Origin of the sequence: Cyclobacterium lianum (assembly GCF_900143075.1) — a bacterium.
GTDB classification, from domain to species: Bacteria; Bacteroidota; Bacteroidia; order Cytophagales; family Cyclobacteriaceae; genus Cyclobacterium; species Cyclobacterium lianum.
Map to the genome: position 1 here is coordinate 26,566 of NZ_FRCY01000017.1, position 16,132 is coordinate 42,697.

At 47.5% G+C, this 16,132-nt stretch carries 10 protein-coding genes; 4 read left to right on the forward strand and 6 right to left on the reverse strand.

The genetic code is table 11. The features are described 5' to 3' along the window. Position 1: 1 nt before the first annotated feature. Positions 2-631 (reverse strand): class I SAM-dependent methyltransferase, encoded by a 630-nt coding sequence (locus BUB19_RS20280; RefSeq protein ID WP_073097240.1) that lies wholly within the window; start codon positions 629-631, stop codon positions 2-4. A 204-nt stretch (positions 632-835) separates the two neighbouring features. Between BUB19_RS20280 and BUB19_RS20285 the strand changes: the two genes are divergently transcribed. Continuing rightward, positions 836-1,369, forward strand: coding sequence for a DinB family protein (locus BUB19_RS20285; protein ID WP_073097242.1), 534 nt, complete (start codon positions 836-838; stop codon positions 1,367-1,369). On the opposite strand, the gene BUB19_RS20290 is transcribed toward BUB19_RS20285, so the two are convergent. The 3 genes from BUB19_RS20290 to BUB19_RS20300 all read right to left on the reverse strand — a co-directional run bounded on the left by BUB19_RS20290 (position 1,356) and on the right by BUB19_RS20300 (position 10,030). Beyond that, entirely contained in the window at positions 1,356-4,025 is a 2,670-nt protein-coding gene (locus BUB19_RS20290; RefSeq protein WP_143156114.1) for a hypothetical protein, read from the reverse strand. The two genes, BUB19_RS20285 and BUB19_RS20290, sit on opposite strands and share 14 nt — an antisense overlap. Before the next feature lie 120 nt (positions 4,026-4,145). Next, positions 4,146-4,898 carry a peroxide stress protein YaaA gene (gene yaaA / locus BUB19_RS20295; RefSeq protein WP_073097246.1) on the reverse strand — a complete coding sequence of 251 codons (753 nt, stop codon included), beginning with the start codon at positions 4,896-4,898 and terminating at the stop codon, positions 4,146-4,148. Between the two features lie 2 nt (positions 4,899-4,900). After that, complete coding sequence (locus tag BUB19_RS20300) at positions 4,901-10,030, reverse strand: T9SS type B sorting domain-containing protein (protein WP_073097248.1); 5,130 nt, start codon at positions 10,028-10,030, stop codon at positions 4,901-4,903. An 80-nt stretch (positions 10,031-10,110) separates the two neighbouring features. Between BUB19_RS20300 and BUB19_RS20305 the strand changes: the two genes are divergently transcribed. The 3 genes from BUB19_RS20305 to BUB19_RS20315 all read left to right on the forward strand — a co-directional run bounded on the left by BUB19_RS20305 (position 10,111) and on the right by BUB19_RS20315 (position 13,404). Further along, positions 10,111-11,160: a PorP/SprF family type IX secretion system membrane protein gene (locus BUB19_RS20305; protein WP_073097250.1), complete on the forward strand. Its 1,050-nt coding sequence runs from the start codon at positions 10,111-10,113 to the stop codon at positions 11,158-11,160. Between the two features lie 12 nt (positions 11,161-11,172). Then, the gene (locus BUB19_RS20310) at positions 11,173-12,402 is read left to right on the forward strand and encodes a M48 family metallopeptidase (protein ID WP_073097252.1); all 1,230 of its coding nucleotides are present in this window, start codon (positions 11,173-11,175) and stop codon (positions 12,400-12,402) included. Positions 12,403-12,624: 222 nt separating this feature from the next. Continuing rightward, positions 12,625-13,404 (forward strand): phytanoyl-CoA dioxygenase family protein, encoded by a 780-nt coding sequence (locus BUB19_RS20315; RefSeq protein WP_073097254.1) that lies wholly within the window; start codon positions 12,625-12,627, stop codon positions 13,402-13,404. On the opposite strand, the gene BUB19_RS20320 is transcribed toward BUB19_RS20315, so the two are convergent. After that, positions 13,401-14,459 carry an NAD(P)H-dependent glycerol-3-phosphate dehydrogenase gene (locus tag BUB19_RS20320; RefSeq protein ID WP_073097255.1) on the reverse strand — a complete coding sequence of 353 codons (1,059 nt, stop codon included), beginning with the start codon at positions 14,457-14,459 and terminating at the stop codon, positions 13,401-13,403. The two genes, BUB19_RS20315 and BUB19_RS20320, sit on opposite strands and share 4 nt — an antisense overlap. Further along, the gene (locus tag BUB19_RS20325; protein WP_073097386.1) at positions 14,437-16,131 is read right to left on the reverse strand and encodes a 1-acyl-sn-glycerol-3-phosphate acyltransferase; all 1,695 of its coding nucleotides are present in this window, start codon (positions 16,129-16,131) and stop codon (positions 14,437-14,439) included. The genes BUB19_RS20320 and BUB19_RS20325 overlap by 23 nt, the downstream gene beginning before the upstream one ends. Between the last annotated feature and the right edge of the window lies 1 nt (position 16,132).

Genomic DNA, 16,132 nt, shown 5'->3' on the forward strand with positions numbered 1-16,132 from the left:
ATCATTCTTTTTTATTTGTTTTTTTCTTTCTGCCAAATGCCCGGATCAAAGCTGCCTCCCCCATATGGTAACTCCCCTCTTCCAGGCTATCGTTTACTTCTTCCAGCACCTCCCATTCAAAATCCGTAAAATCTCTTTGTATCTCTGCCAATGAAAAAAGCATTCCTTCATTTTTTGGTCCACCGGCTTTCGGATTTACCGCACTGAACCGAAGATGGGCCTTGCTGAAGCCCTCCAGAATCAAATATCCTCCCGGTTTCAGGAAATTACCAAGCTTTTGATGATAAGCCCTGCGATCTGATTCCGGGAAATGGGCAAATACCAGGCCCAGGGCATCAAAGGTTTCGGGTTCGTAATGGACATCTTCCATGGCTCCCAGCCGATACGAAATATGAACCTTTTCCCTATCCGCCAGCTTTTCTCCTTTTTTCAATCCTTCCTCACTCCAATCAAAAGCATGCACCTCCCAGCCAGATTTGGCTGCAAAGACGGCATTCCTGCCCTCCCCTTCAGCCGGTAACAATATTTTCCCCGGTTTTAGCCCTGACAGGCTTGAAGCAAAAAAAGCGTTAGGTGCTTCCCCATAGACATAGCTTTCAGCTTTATACCTTTCATCCCAAAATGATTTCATGATCTCCAATTATTAAATGTACGCTTAAAATGGTATTTTTAATGAATTTATGACTTAAATAACGTATGGTAAAACGTACCGCTTACAATAATTCAAAAGAATCATGAAATCGACACGATTAAAATCATCATTAAACACACAGGGCAATGATTATTTTAATCGTCAAAGATTCCATCTGACCATTAAAAAACAAATTATAAACAGATGAAAGTTAAAGTGACCTTTATCCTATTCCTGATGAATGCCCTTGCTATCGCAGGTATGGGACAGGAAGATCCATTCCTCAGGGATTTTCTGGAAAGATGGGAGAATTCCAAAAAGTATTTTATTGCCGTGGCAGAAGCCATGCCGCAAGACAAATACCATGAAATCGTCTATGAGGGGGGAATGAGTTTTGCCGGACAACTCATGCATGTAGCGCTGATCATTGACTGGCATGCTTTCAGCAAATTTGACGGTCAGGATTCCCCCATTCGCCGGGAAGAATTTACTGTTGAAGGAAAAACCAAACAGGAAATGATCCGGGTAGCTGAAAGGGAATTTGATCGTGCGGGTAAATTAATTGCCGCTTTTGACCCTGAAAGATTGGAGGAAAAAGGTGATTATGCCGACTTCACCAGAACGCGAAGGCAATTTCTGCTTTTACTGGCAGACCACGTAAGCCACCACCGGGCTCAAATGATTGTCTTCCTCAGGCTGCAAGGAATAGAGCCGCCCAATTATATCAATTACCAATAACGGTGATCGCACTCTTCTCCGTCTTTTCGAGACCTAAAACCTCGCTGCGGTATTTGACAATTACCGGATAGCTTCCTGTGACAGCCTCGGTTCCGTCTACCATACCTTCCCATTGACATAATGGAAGGGAACCTCCCTCATTCTGGCTTTCGCAGTGATATACCAATGCACCGTTTCTATTGTAAATAAAGATTTCCACCCAGTCGATGTCCTCATCGGCAAAAACCACAAATTTCCGGTCCGGATCTCCCGGAACCAGCGCATTGGGATATCTTACCAATACGGCACAGCCCTCCTCCACATCAAAAGACTGCACCTGCCGGCATCCATTGTTGTCAATTACTGTAAGTTCATAGTTTCCCGGGGACAAAGGCCTGAAACTTGACGCATCGCTTACTTCTGCTCCTTCAAAAACCCAGGAATAGGAGGCAAAGTCACCCGGAGAAATGTTCGGACTGATGTTTTCAGCACTGCACAACTCATAAACATTTTCCAGATTCAAGGACTGAGTCTCAAATTGGGTCACTTCGTATACCGCACTTTCCAGCTGGCAGTTGATTTCATTTCTCAGCACGGCTTCGTACACGCCAGGCTCTTCTACCTCAATTTCCAATTGGCCATCCAACTCAAAGAGCCAGGTATTTCCCGCTTCTGGATCCACGCGGTACCATTCCACCTTATTGGACGGGTCACCTGTGACCACTGCCTCCAGCCGGGTGAAATTGTCTCCACTGCACAGCGGTGATCCTTCTATCGAAATAGAACCGTCATTGGCCTGAATGCTCACTTCAAATGAGATGGGATTTACTGGGCAACTGCTACTGGCACGGGGCTGCACCTCCAGTAAAAATGTGCCGGTAGATGGGGGGAAAAATTCCACATCTCTGCCCAGTATTGTCCTGTCAGGTGCCATCCATCGAATGATCACGTCATTCGGATTGGCATCAAAGAGTTCTGCTGTAAAGATCTGATTTCCAAAACAATCGATGATCCGCTTACTGAAATCGTATTCCAAAGGCTCATTCACAACCACATCCATGGTTCTGGTCCTTGGACACAGGGGAGAACCCGGATCTGCAGAAGTTCCCATGAGCCGGTAGCTACCTGTTTGGTCAATGATAAAACTGCCATCGTCTTCCGAAGCTACTTCATTGCCTGAAGGGTCTGTAAGGGTAAAAAGGAGGTTTTGAGACGTCTGCGGGCTAAGGGCATAGCGTTCGCAGACGGTGAGTGAGGAAGGCACGGAAAAAGAAACCTGAGCCGGACCTGCCACTTCATAAAACTCAGATTTGGTATTGCTGCAGGCATCATTGTCACTCACTTCTACCCGGTAATTTCCTTTGGGCACCTCCACTTCTATCTGGGTTTGATTTTGGAAATCATCCGAATAACTGTTGCCATTCTCTGAAGAAATCCGGTAGCTTCCGGAAACAGAAAGCCCTTTAAAATCGAGGAGCAGTATACCTCGTCCGGCTCCTGCCTCGGTACATTGGGAAGGGGTAGAACTGACTTCAAAATCTATTCCTTCATCTGGATTTTCGTTTTCAATGCTGATCGACTTTCTGATGGTACAGGTACCCACCGAAGCGGAGACGGTGTACAATCTGGGCTCAAGACCAGTGATGGTTCTGGTATCACCAGCAGGGATTTGATTGATGGTTTCCGGCGTTGCGCCGGGAATCGTAATGGATGAAATCGTGGTGTTGGCGGTGATTTCAAAAATGCCATTGCCGGAAGCGCAGCTCTCCGCATCACGTATTTTGGTCAGGCTGAAATCGGGTGCCGCACTAACCGTAAGCGGAAAGGATTTCTCCACATTACAGCCAGGCCTTTCCGGATCTTCCACGCTAAAAAATATCGTATAATCTCCCAGCCCCTCTAAATCGTCCGTATCCAGATTCAACTCATAGGCTTCCGCTATAAGAGTCCTTTGTTGCTGACCGTCTTTACTGTAAGACCATGAGGCCAGGTACGGGGCGTCCGGGCGATAGCTTACGGTACTACCCAAACATGCCTCCCGGGCAGAAGCATTGACATCCACCGCAATAGAGGGGCCCACAAAGGTGGTGGCTACGGCCTCACAGGCTACCGAACTCACTTTGGCATAATACCTTCCGGGTTCGGTGGCCAGGTAGGTATTGCCGGTACCCAAAACCGTATTGGCAGGGTTCAGCCACTCTATCGTGTACCGTCCAAAGTTGGGATCGTTGGGATCCAGGGCCTGCAGGGTAACGGGATCGTTGCCACAAAACACCACATCCGGCGGCAACACGAAGGAAGGCCCACGCTCCACGGTGACGGTCAGACTACCCTGATAATAATTCTGGTTGTCAGCACGAATGACACGCAGGTTTACCTGATAGGTACCAGTCGATGTGAAGGGAAAGGAAATTTCCTGGGCCTGAGCTCCACCCGACTCATAAAAGATTTCAAACCCGGAGGCATCCAGAATACTCCAGATGTACCTATCCGTAGCTGGATCTCCACCTGCTGAAAAGTCGCCATATGCAAAAGCGCCGTTGAGACAAACGCCCTCCGGCCCCTGAAGGTTTGGCTCTGCCCGGAACGATGGGGAAATTACCGTTGATGTGTTCCCCATAAGGAGTATCATTGTTACAGCGAGTACAGCAGTTGAAAGCCTTATGGGTACCGACATTTTCATTTTATGTTTAAATCAGGTAAATTTAATCAGACGCTGCAAATGAATAGCATATTTGGTACCAGTTTTTAATGCCACCTGATTGTATGTAAATCCCGCCATCTTACCATTCCCCGGCTAACGGACAAAAACCCATTCCTCTTCACTACTTTTGTTTACAGAAAACTCATACCCCCCTTTATCAAAGGTTTTCAATTCTTCGGGATTTTCGATTTTATTTTTGATAATAAAGTCAGTCATTAAGCCCCTGGCTTGTTTGGAAAAAATACCAATATTCTTGTATTCTCCGTCTTTAAATTCCTTAAATATAACATCGATCACCCTGGACTTTAAGGCCTTTTTGTTTACTGCTTTAAAGTATTCCTTTGATGCCAGGTTGATCACCGGATCTCCCTTGGCACTCTCATTGATGGCACTTGCAATTTTATCCCCCCAGAAACTATACAGGTCCTTACCCTTTTTATTTTTCAATTTCGTCTTCATTTCCAGGCGATAGGGCTGTATCAGGTCCATAGGCCTAAGCAAGCCGTATAGCCCTGAGAGTATCCGAAGGTGTTTTTGCGCAAAGGCAAAGTCAGCTTCTGAAAAGGCATCCACATCTATATGGGTATACACATCTCCCTTAAATGCCAACAGGGCCTGTTTGGAGTTTTCAACCGTAAATTCATCCTCAAATTGCCGAAACCTCTCTTCATTCAGACTGGCAATATTGTCGCTCACATGCATGAGCTCCCGGATCGCCTTGCTTGATTTTTTCTTCAGAATACCAACCAGCTCTTTGGTCTCCTTTTGAAAGGCAGGTTTGGTGTTTAAACCGATGTCTGTGGTGCTGTAATCCAGTGTTTTTGCGGGTGAAATCAATACTATCATCATCAATCTATTACTACTATGGCTTTTCTTATGGTTCTTTCAATCATTTGTTCTTCGTTTGTAAACTTCACAACCACGGGATATGTTCCCACAGGCACCTTTTTACCATTGACTATACCATCCCAACTGCACACCGATACATTTTCAGCTACTTTGGTTTCCTCACAGACATAAAGTAGTTCACCCCAGCGGTTATAAATGTAAACCAGGAGAGTATCTATTTCTCCCTGCGTGTATATCACAAAATTACGGTTGGGATCTTCCGGTCTTATGGCATTCGGAAACCTTACGTTGATATCGCAGGTTTCCTCCACTTCAAAGTTTACCGTAAACACACAACCTGCCTCGTCAGTTACACGCAATTCATAAGCACCGGCCCGCTCAGGAACCAATACCGCCTCTTCGCTAATCAACACCTCATCCCTGTACCATTCGTACGAAGCCCAGCTGCCTGGATCCAAACTTACCAGATCGCCTGAAACGTTACATATCTCATACCGGTCAGACAACACCGGCGGCACCGCATCAGAAAAAATAATTTCTATATTTCCTGTACCGAGCACACATCCGTTCTCACCGAGAAGCCGGATCTCATAAACGCCCGGGTTGTCGATCACAAGGATAGAATCCGACTCCCCTTCAATCAGGCTTATTCCGGACCCAACACGGTAATACCACTCAATTTGTTCAACCTGTGAAAAGTCGGCCTCAGCCCTGATCTCTGTTTGCGGGACGCCGCACAGTCCGGGACTGCTAAGTGTGACTTCGGCTTCATTTCCGGTACCGATGGAATAGGTTTCCGGATCGGGGATGGCGCAGCCTCCCAGGTCGGTAACCTCCACCAGGTATTCCCCCTGGGGCAAGTCCACACGTATGCTGTCTTCTCCTGTAAAAGCCGCCTCTATTTCCTCTCCTGTTGCCAGGTTCAGAATCCTGTAATTACCCGAAGCCGCTCCGCCGCTGAATGAAATGAATACAGCTCCCTCCAGCACTCCATCCGCTGTACAGGATTCCGGAGCAACTTCCACCTCATAGAGGGTGTTTGCCGGAGGGCTGGCATTTTCTATGACCGCCACCTGCGATGCAGGGCAGCCTCCAGAATAACCCGTAAAGGTGTAGGTACCGGGCGCCAGTCCGGATAAGTCGATTTCGTCCCCAGCTTCCAGGTTCTGGAAAACTTCATCCGTATCTACTGAGATCAAACTGTCCAGAGCGGTGCCCGCTTGCAGAACCAGGCTTCCATCTACTATCTCACAACTTTGCGCGGGACTGATTGCTGTGAGCGTGAATTCCGGAATGGGATTCACCAGCAAGCTGGCCGTTCTTTCTACCGTACAGGTACTATCCTGAGGGTCTCTGGCTTGAAACAAAAGGTCAAAGCTCCCCGGCCCTTCAAGGTCTGCCGTGTTGATTTCCAACACCTCAGTTTCTCCCAATAATTCGTAATCACCTTCTCCGGCTGATCTGATCGACCAAAGGCCGGAAACAGGCGTGTCGGGATTGAAGGAAACATCCTCCCCATAGCACACCTCCTCGGCAGACTGTTCCAGTTCGAATTCAAATGGGGGACCTACAAATACGGATTGAGTAACCGGACATGCTTCAAATATTGCTTCATCCTCCCCATCTGGCAGCGCATAGGATACTGTTACAGTATAGATACTTTCTTCCGTTACCTGAAGTTCATTGGTATTTCCGATGATTTCACCGGCAGCATTTTCCCATACAAATTCGTATTCTGACAAACGCGGATCTTCCGGATCTACTGCGAACAGATTTTTCACATCTCCGCAAAGCGACACCTCATCCGGCAGAATGATTTCCGGTGAAGCCACCACCTCCACCTCTACAGAGAAAACTTCTTCCCAGGGTGTTCCACACCGGTCCACTTCGAGCTGTACGGTAAATACTCCAACCGTATCAAAAGCATATTCCAGGTCCTGAAATTCTTCGCCCCCGTTGAGAAACTCGTCTACCACTTCACCCTCCGCATTAAAAATGGTCCAGTTGTAGGTATCAATATCCGGCTCCCCACCACCTTCGAATAAGCCCACCGCACCTTCCTCATCGGACAGACACAGTCGGTCGGGTCCGTTTAAGCTGGGGTCTGGTATATTACTCCCGGAATTTTGCACAAATGAAGGAAGACCCAGATTACTCGTTCCCGGCATGGGATCTACCGCATTCTGATTGAAGGTGGAAGGGTTACATCCCGAGCCAATCTGGATCTGACCAATCTGATTTGAACCGACTACAGCCACATAAATCTGGCCGTCCGGCCCTATCTGTACCGCTCCCAAATCCAGACCGCCGGTACCGGAAACGGTGGCCCTGCTATCCAAAATACAGCGCTCTATTGCATCCTGGTCAGCTGCACTTTGAAAGCATTCCGAACAGGAGGATGTGTCCGGACTATCCGGATCATCTCCTGCCTCCGTCTCCTGTATATAAAATTCTTCTACACCCGGGCCGCCATTTCTGTAGGACACAAATATACGGCTTGCATCTGAGGAGAATTCCAATCCATAAATATCACCGTCTGACCCGAGATCCAGGCTGGCATATTCCTCCATTTCCCCGGTACTCTGATCAAAATCAAAAATATCGACTTTATTGGTGCCATTTTCCGTATAAGCTACTGCCAGTTTGCTCCCATCTCCTGAAATCTTCATGGTTCCTATGCCGTCACCAAAATCATGATTTCCGCCGATAGAATTAAAAACAGGCTGACCTATTCCTTCACTGGAGACCGGATACATCCTGAAGGTATCATTGCCCTTTTCGTGAAAAACTACCCAGGTGGTGTCTCCGGAATTAAAAGCAGTAGCATGCTCTGTGCTCGGACTGAAAAGAAAATTATCTTTGGTGACCACGTTGCCAATACCATCAGGATTGTCTCCCTTGATGTCCACCACTGAAAAATTTACTTCATTTTCCCCACCTGCACCCTGCTGGGTCGTAAAAAGATAATACAGCGTTTCGTCGGAAGCCACTGGAATCGCCAGTACGCTACTCGCAGACAGGTTATCCCCTCCTATATCCTCTCCGTTCTGCATCGGGTTGCCATTGAGGTCCCAGACGGTCTGGCCATCGGTGTAAAAAAGCACCTGGCCGGCCTGATCCGAAACGGTGGTGACTCCGGCGGGAATATTCTGGGGATGGGGATTTTCAATGGGGCGGGGAGTGGGTGCGTCCGGATCATCCGGGTCCGGATTGAAGTCCAGTCCGGCACCGTCGCCAAAATACCAGATATTGTTCGACTGGTCTTCCACATCCCACATCTTCACGCGTATGCTGGCGTAGGCGTAGCAACTGGAACCCTGCTCCCGCACAAGCACCCAATAAAACCCCGGCCTGCATATTTCATTGGGCGCCTCCGGTCCCCATCCTTCTTCCCTTTTATTGGACCAGAAATACTCAAAATTCTGTTGCTGCTGACCCTGTCCGCCACCAGGCTGCTGCCCTACTCCCGGAATTCCACCAATACCGCCACCACCAATGCCGCCACCAGGCTGACCTCCGGGCTGGCCTCCTCCTTGCCCGCCTCCTTCGCCACTCTGAGCTTCTACAAGCGGCATCAGGTCGAGGCAGGAGGGATCACATAAGGTTGTATCGGCCGGATTAAACTGGGCGGTGAGGTTGTTTTCTATGAATGTTATGTTTTGCGTTACATTGCTGGTCTCTCCGTTGGCAAAAGTAACCGTAAGATTTACTGTTACCTGCTGTTCTGAAGTGGCATCCCTGGGTAAAAGCAGGTGTTCGGCATTCAGATCCATTTCAATTTCTTCTCCCTCCTCATCGGTCAGGGGAGGCAATATTTCCCATTCAAAGCTTACCGGCTGGTAATTCTGTGGCATGACCGTACTGGTAAGCTGCAGGGGATTGTTCATGCAGGGCATCATGGGCTCCCAGGTAAAACCGGCCATTGGGTTTAGATCGGCATTGGGGGCAAAGCGTGGGAATACCGTACCACAAAAATCTGTACCATTAAAAGGCAATTCCTCTACATCCACATCGGCCAGGATCCACTCATCCGGATTGATCACCCTCCCCACGTATTGGGGCCCGCCTTCCACTTCTTCGTAGATATAATACAGTTGATCATCCGGGCCGTACTTGATGTCGTAGATTTGATGTATATCGTTTGCAAGGGGAATATTGACCGGACCTGTTTCGGGGATTTCAGAAGGATCCAGATCGGGATCAATGTCTCCCTCATCGATAAAAACCCGAAACAGTTCATTGCCCTGGCCGTAATACAAAAAATCGCCCTCAGGAGAAACGGACAGGCCTCCTATCGGTTCAGCTCCTCCCGTCCCCACTATAGGTTCTGCGGCACCAAATACACCCGTATCCGGATCAAAGGCCAATGCGACAATGTCCTCACCCGCGTCCTGGGGAATCAGGTAAACGGTCTCGGAAGCTTCATCAAAAAAGAGAGAAGCTGGAGCGATATCCAGTGAAAGCCTGGCGGTCTCGGTAAATAGCCCCTGAGTATCTTCTACCCGGCGGGAAACAAGATCTCCGTTTTCGAAGCTTAGCAAATAATTTGGGGAACTCCCGGATTTGACTACCAAAAGGGGGCCGCTGGCGTTTCCTATGGTACCACCCGATTCGACCGCTCCGGCGGGCGGTTGGTTTGCAGGAGCTCCGCCCTGTTCGTTCATGTCCACCAGACTGTATTCCAGTTGCCCTGCGGGACTGATATAAAAAATGTAAAACTCCCTGTCTCCTCCCGGATTGGGATCATAGCTGAGAGAAGCGATTCCGACAGACTGCCGTTCTGTCTCCTGTCCTCCCAATTCTCCCACTACCCCCTGCATGGCATCGTTCAGATAATTGTACACCAGGGCACCATCTGTGTAAAAAAGAATCTCGCCGGAAATGGGATCTATGGCCATGGCCACGTTATCTTTGCCTAAAGTCAGGCTACCGGGGAGGGTCGCAACCTGAGCCCTTCCGTCCTTACCAAAAGAAATGTAATTGTTTTCTCCCCCCTCGCAGTATCCAAAAACCCATTCATTGTCATTAAAACCCTGAGCATTACCCACCAAGGGAGTATTGATACCAATAAACAAAAATATTGCCTTAAAAATAAAATCAAATATGCTGTTTAAATAGTTAGATTTCATAATTTACATGCTGCTTTACATACACTGTGAAGCAGCAAAACGTTTATAAACTGTTTGGTATTCAATAAACGAATAAAACTTTGTTTCAGTCACAATTAAATACAGTTTTTTTAACCTTGCTGGGAATGCTCGTTACCATGAGCGTTCAGGCACAGGATCCCCAGTATAGTCAATACTATGCGGCCCCGCTGTACCTCAACCCGGCTTTTGCCGGTTCGGAGATCGCCACAAGGATCGGCGTCAACTACCGCAACCAATGGCCGGGGCTGGATGCCAGCTTTACCACATTCTCCGCCTATGGGGATACATTTCTCGACCAGTACAACACGGGAATTGGCTTTTTGGTTACCAATGATCTGGAAGGTGCTGCAGGATTGAGGTCGACCCATATTTCCGGATTGTTTTCCTACGAACTGAGACTGGCTGATGATCTGTACCTCAGACCCGGCTTTCAGGCGAGCTACATGCGGAGAGATATTGGGTTTTATGAAAACCTGGTTTTTGCCAATCAAATCAATCCTTCGGATCCCTTCGGCCCCATATTGCCAGGCAACGATCTGCAGGGTTTTGGAGAGCCTGTAAACCTGCTATCACTTTCATTCGGAGGACTGATTTTCACAGAAAATTTTTGGTTTGGACTCTCCACACATCATGTAAACCAGCCCAATCAAAGTTTTATAGAGGAGGGCATCAGCAGATTACCCATCAAGTATTCTATCCATACCGGGTACCGGATCTCTCTGGGCAGAGGTGCTCCCAGAAGGGATTTTACCCACACCTACAAGGAACGCTATTTTACGCCTACGATCAACTACAAGCGACAGGGACCTTTTGAGCAATTGGACCTGGGGGCCTATGTCTATACCGAGCCCATTGTTTTTGGTCTATGGTACAGAGGCCTGCCCTATAAGCCCATCGAAAACCAAAGCAACAGGGATGCCCTGGTGATGATGGTAGGCTTCAATCTGCCCTCCGGGCTAAATGTAGGGTATAGTTTTGACTACACGGTTTCGCAATTAGGCATACAATCCGGCGGAGCTCATGAAATCAGCCTTTCCTATATCTTTCCACCCAGCAATCCGGGGGCTCCCAGAAAACGAGATACCATTCTTCCTTGTCCTAAATTTTGATAAGTTTGCAAAATGGACCAGGAAAGTTTAAAATACCTTTTGATGGGGATCATTACCCTGACGTTTATTTTTGACAAAACCATCAACTTTCTCAACATCAACAGGGGGATAGGCGAAGTCCCGAAGACGCTGGACGAATATCTGAGCCGGGAAAAACTAACTGAAAGCAGAAGGTACCAGCAAACCAATTACACCTTTGGCTTATATACCGGGGGCTTTACGTTTCTGCTAACACTAATTTTTATTGGTTTTGGCTTTTTTGGGTGGCTGGACGAATGGTTGCGGGAATTTGGCCTTACCGGCATCCCCTTGTCTCTGGTTTATTTTGGTGTGCTCTTTATCGGATCAGATGTATTGTCCATTCCTTTCGATTATTATCACACCTTTAAAATAGAGGAGGATTTCGGGTTCAACAAAACCACCGTCAAAACCTTTTTCACAGATAAAATCAAAGGATACCTGCTATCTATTGCGATAGGAGGAACACTGCTGGCGATTTTGGTATGGCTGATCATGGAGATAGGACAGGATTTCTGGTGGATCTTTTGGCTGATAGCAGCCCTGTTTATGCTTTTTGTCAATATGTTTTATGCCGGACTGGTACTCCCCTTATTCAATAAACTCACTCCTTTAGAAGACGGTGAGCTCAAAAACACGATCATGGACTATGCCAGGTCGGTAGAATTCCCCCTGGAAAATGTATTTGTCATGGACGGCAGCAAGAGGTCTTCCAAGGCAAACGCCTTTTTCTCGGGACTTGGAAAAAGAAAAAAGGTGGTCTTGTTTGACACTCTGCTCGAACAGCATACTACCGAAGAACTGGTTGCGGTCCTTGCCCATGAAATCGGCCATTACAAAAAAGGGCATATCCGAACCGGCATGATCACAGGAATATTGCAAACGGGCATCATCTTGTACATCCTTTCTTTATTTATATTTAGTGAACAAATCAGTTACGCTCTGGGAGGAAACCAAATGGCGATCCACCTGAATATCATCGGTTTTACCATGCTGTTTTCCCCCATATCCACTATTCTTGGGATCTTTATGAACTGTCTGAGTCGAAAGAACGAATTCGAGGCCGACGCATTTGCCAAAAAAACCTATTCCGGCCAACCGCTGGCAGAAGCATTGAAAACCCTATCGGTAAAAAGCCTGTCCAATATCAACCCCCACCCCCTGTATGTGTTTGTCAACTACTCCCACCCCCCATTACTTAGCAGGCTGGCAAGATTAGAATAAGACCTAAGGACTGCAGGATTGATTGCTGGCCTGGCCGGAACAAATCGGCTCGCCGGTATGCCAGGGGCTGCCGCCAGACTCCGGTCAGGCTTTTTGGAAGAAACTTGAAATCTGCCGGATTTTTTTGCATTTTTACTGCTATCAATCTTTGATTGCAGCGGGGATAGCATAGTTCTACCCGATCCTGTGTTGATAAATTGAACCCTTCACCCGTTTAAAAACATGCAAGAGACATTAGAAAAAATCGGTGCCCATCAACAACTGCTCTCACCAGAAGAAAAGAAATTTCTGGACGACAACGGTTACCTGAATCTGGGCAAACTCCTTTCGGACGATCAGCTGAAACAAATTCGCCTGAAAACCCGAAAATTACTGGAATTGGAAGGAGAAAAAGCCGGTAGTGAACTTGAGCAGTCCGTTAATATCAGGCATTCCAAAGAAACTGGTGCGCACAGGTTGGCAGACCTGGTCAATAAGGGAGAAGAATTTGACCTTTTTTACACCCAGCCACGGGTATTGGCGGCAATAAGCCAGGTTTTAGGTAATGACTTCAAGCTGTCCTCCCTGAATTACCGGGCCGCATTGCCCGGCGCCGGATTGCAGAAATTACATGCAGATTGGCCGGTGGCTGTTGACAAGGGTAAGTACCAGGTATGTAATTCTATATGGTTGCTGGATGATTTTACTACAGAAAACGGTGCCACCAGAATTGTACCCGGCACCCATTTGCAAAACAAGCTGCCGCAGGACCTTATGGAAAACCCGATGGATCCGCATCCGGAGGAGGTCCTTATAGAAGCCCCGGCAGGATCTGTATTTATTTTCAACTCGCATACCTGGCACGGGGGCACCACAAACAGAAGTGAGGCACCAAGAAGAGCTATTCATAGCTATTTTTGCCGCAGGGATCAAATACAGCAAACAGATCAGAAGAAATACATCAAAACGGACACGCTTCAAAGAATCAGCAGGGAGGCAGCATTTATACTTGGTCTCGATTAAAGAAAATTTATATCGGTATAGATCGGATATTTCATCAGGTATTGCAGTGCCGTCTCTACTTTAAACCCTTCAAAAAGCACTTTGTACAGGTTTTCGGTGATGGGCGCTCTGGTATCGGTTGATTCCAGATACAGCTTGATCAGCTTGACAGTGTTGATCCCCTCTGCTACTTCCTCCATATTGGCGACGATATCATCCAGGCTTTCTCCCTTAGCCAGCCGGTATCCCAGGGTATAGTTTCTGGATAAGGTAGAATTGCAGGTGGTTACCAGATCTCCAATCCCCGCCAGGCCCAGAAAGGATTTCGTTTCTCCTCCCATGGCATTGCCCAGGTGGATCATCTCCACCATTCCGCGGGAAACGAGCAGGCCCTTCGCATTATCTCCCAGTCCCATTCCGGAAAGTGCGCCGGCAGCAATAGCAATGATGTTTTTGAGCACCCCGGAGAGCTCAACGCCCACAATATCCGAATTGCCGTACACCTGAAAATTATCAGAGCGCAACAGCCTTTGTCCCTCGCGGATCACTTCATCGTATCGACTGGCAACGACAGTGGCGCCTGGCTGATCCTCCAGCAATTCCTTCGCCAGATTGGGACCTGCCAGGCAACCGATCCTTTCCACCACCGTTTCCTGGAGGATCACTTCGCTCATGGTACAGATATGCTCCCGCTTGATCTCTGCCATGTTTTCAAGAGTTTTTCCTGCTGCCAAATTCAGGGATAATCCTTTGGTACCATGAATCAGCATATGATAGGGATGCAGGAAGGGCGCAAACTGCACCATTACTTCCCGGAAAGCAGCAGAAGGAATCATGGGAAACATGATATCACAAGCTTCGCAGAGTATTTCAGGGTCACTGGTAGCCATTATCCTTTCAGCCAGTTTCCTACCTTTAACCATGTGGCGTTCATTGATGGCATCAACTACGCCCTGGTCTCTGGCATATACCATTACCTCATTCTTTTCTGCCAGTAAATTCGCGATGGCTGCACCAAAACTACCGATGCCAATCACGCCTACAGGTCTGGCTTCAGATGACTTTTTCCAACTCATACCCATCAAGTCTGTTATGGTAATAGTACAATAAACTGATATCTTCTGTCACTATGTTTCCCTGATCATTGCGGATCAGTGGCCGTCTGGCATGATACATGCCCACATTTTCCAGTCCATGCCGGATGATATCCTCCAGGGGCATTTCCAGATGCGGAGCCATATGAAGCTTTCCTTCAGCCCGGAGTTTTTTGATGCATTCCAGCACTTCTGCTGTCGCTTCCTTAAACGTGTCGTAGGAAAGGTAAATATCTTCTTCCGGTAGCCGCAACAGGCTAAACAGATCCAGTTTTTTATTGGCCCGTTTGATCAGGCGAAAGGCGGTAAAAGCCACCAGGTGACTACTGAAAACCCGGTTAATCTTATGAAATTCTTCTACTATGCGCCTCCCGAGTTTTTTGGTGTACTCCTCCTCCCGCTGCAGATCGACCGTTACTTTGCCATTGGAAAGAAAATAATCCCGGCAGTCTATCAGTCTTCCCTGTCTGTCCCGGCTATTGCCCTCGGCATCTACGTGATTTCCCAGAATGTCCATCGCACTTCCGATGGACACAGAAATATCCGACCCTTTGGTAAAAAATTTGACCAGAAATTTAGATATTTTGTAGGAGGTAGAAAATTCATCCGATTCGCTGTAATACCGCTCCTGTCCCGTATAGTTGAGGTGATCATGAATCAGGCTTGGCGCCTCCAGCACAAAATGATAATTGATGGTAACCGGCACAATGAAAACCTTCTCAAATTCCTTTTCGCTTTCCTGATAATTGGCTCTCTGGGCTTCTATGGCAGTACTCAGCAATCCCAATTTCAGTTTTGATTCGATATTTCCATTTCTGGATCGGGTGCCTCCCGGAAAAAACAGGCTGTGGCAACCAAATTGAATGGCCTCTCTGGAATAGGTCTTCAAGGTCTCCAGGTAAACCTGGTTTTTTTTCCTCCTGTCTACCTTGTATGCTCCCAAAGCATTCATGAAATAGGCAAAAATCTGAATATTGAACAAGTTCAATCCGGCTCCATAGATAAAAGGCGGCAAGCCAAGTGTGCTGATGGTCCAGCCAATCAATATGCTGTCCAGATTGCTGAAGTGTGTCGGTACCATCACGATAGTCCCCCTTGACGCAAGCTCCCGAAGCTGGTCGGTTTCTCCTATGATCTGAATTTTGTCCTGCAGGCTGTATTGATTGCTGAAAACAGACTTAAATCCCTTTACCCTGGCGGTATTCAGCAATCTGGAAAAGCCAAAAGTCACGATGCTTCGTGTCATTTTATAATGGCTATGCTTGAAATTGCTCGCAATTTCCTCTGCATACCGGAGTATAATGGATCTTAAAATTTCAAAATATTTTTCCTTTTTCTCTGTTTCGCTCGCCTGTTGCTCGGCCCCTATGGCCAAAAGTGAGGACTTTACTTTTGACCAAAACTTCGCCTCGTCATCGGGATCTACTAGCCAGGGATTTTGCTTGATCCGCATCCTTTCCCTGTACAGCGTCAGTTCCAACTCCTCCTTCAGCGCCTGTAACTGATTGCCGGTCAGGCTTCTGATCCTCTCCATACTTGACGCTACTACTTGCTGTATAAATTCTTTCCGGCTTTTACTCAGCTTCACCACGGGCCACTCGTCTTTTTTGGGTAGTATGGGTGTATACTGATGTTTGATATAGTCGTCTGTCAAG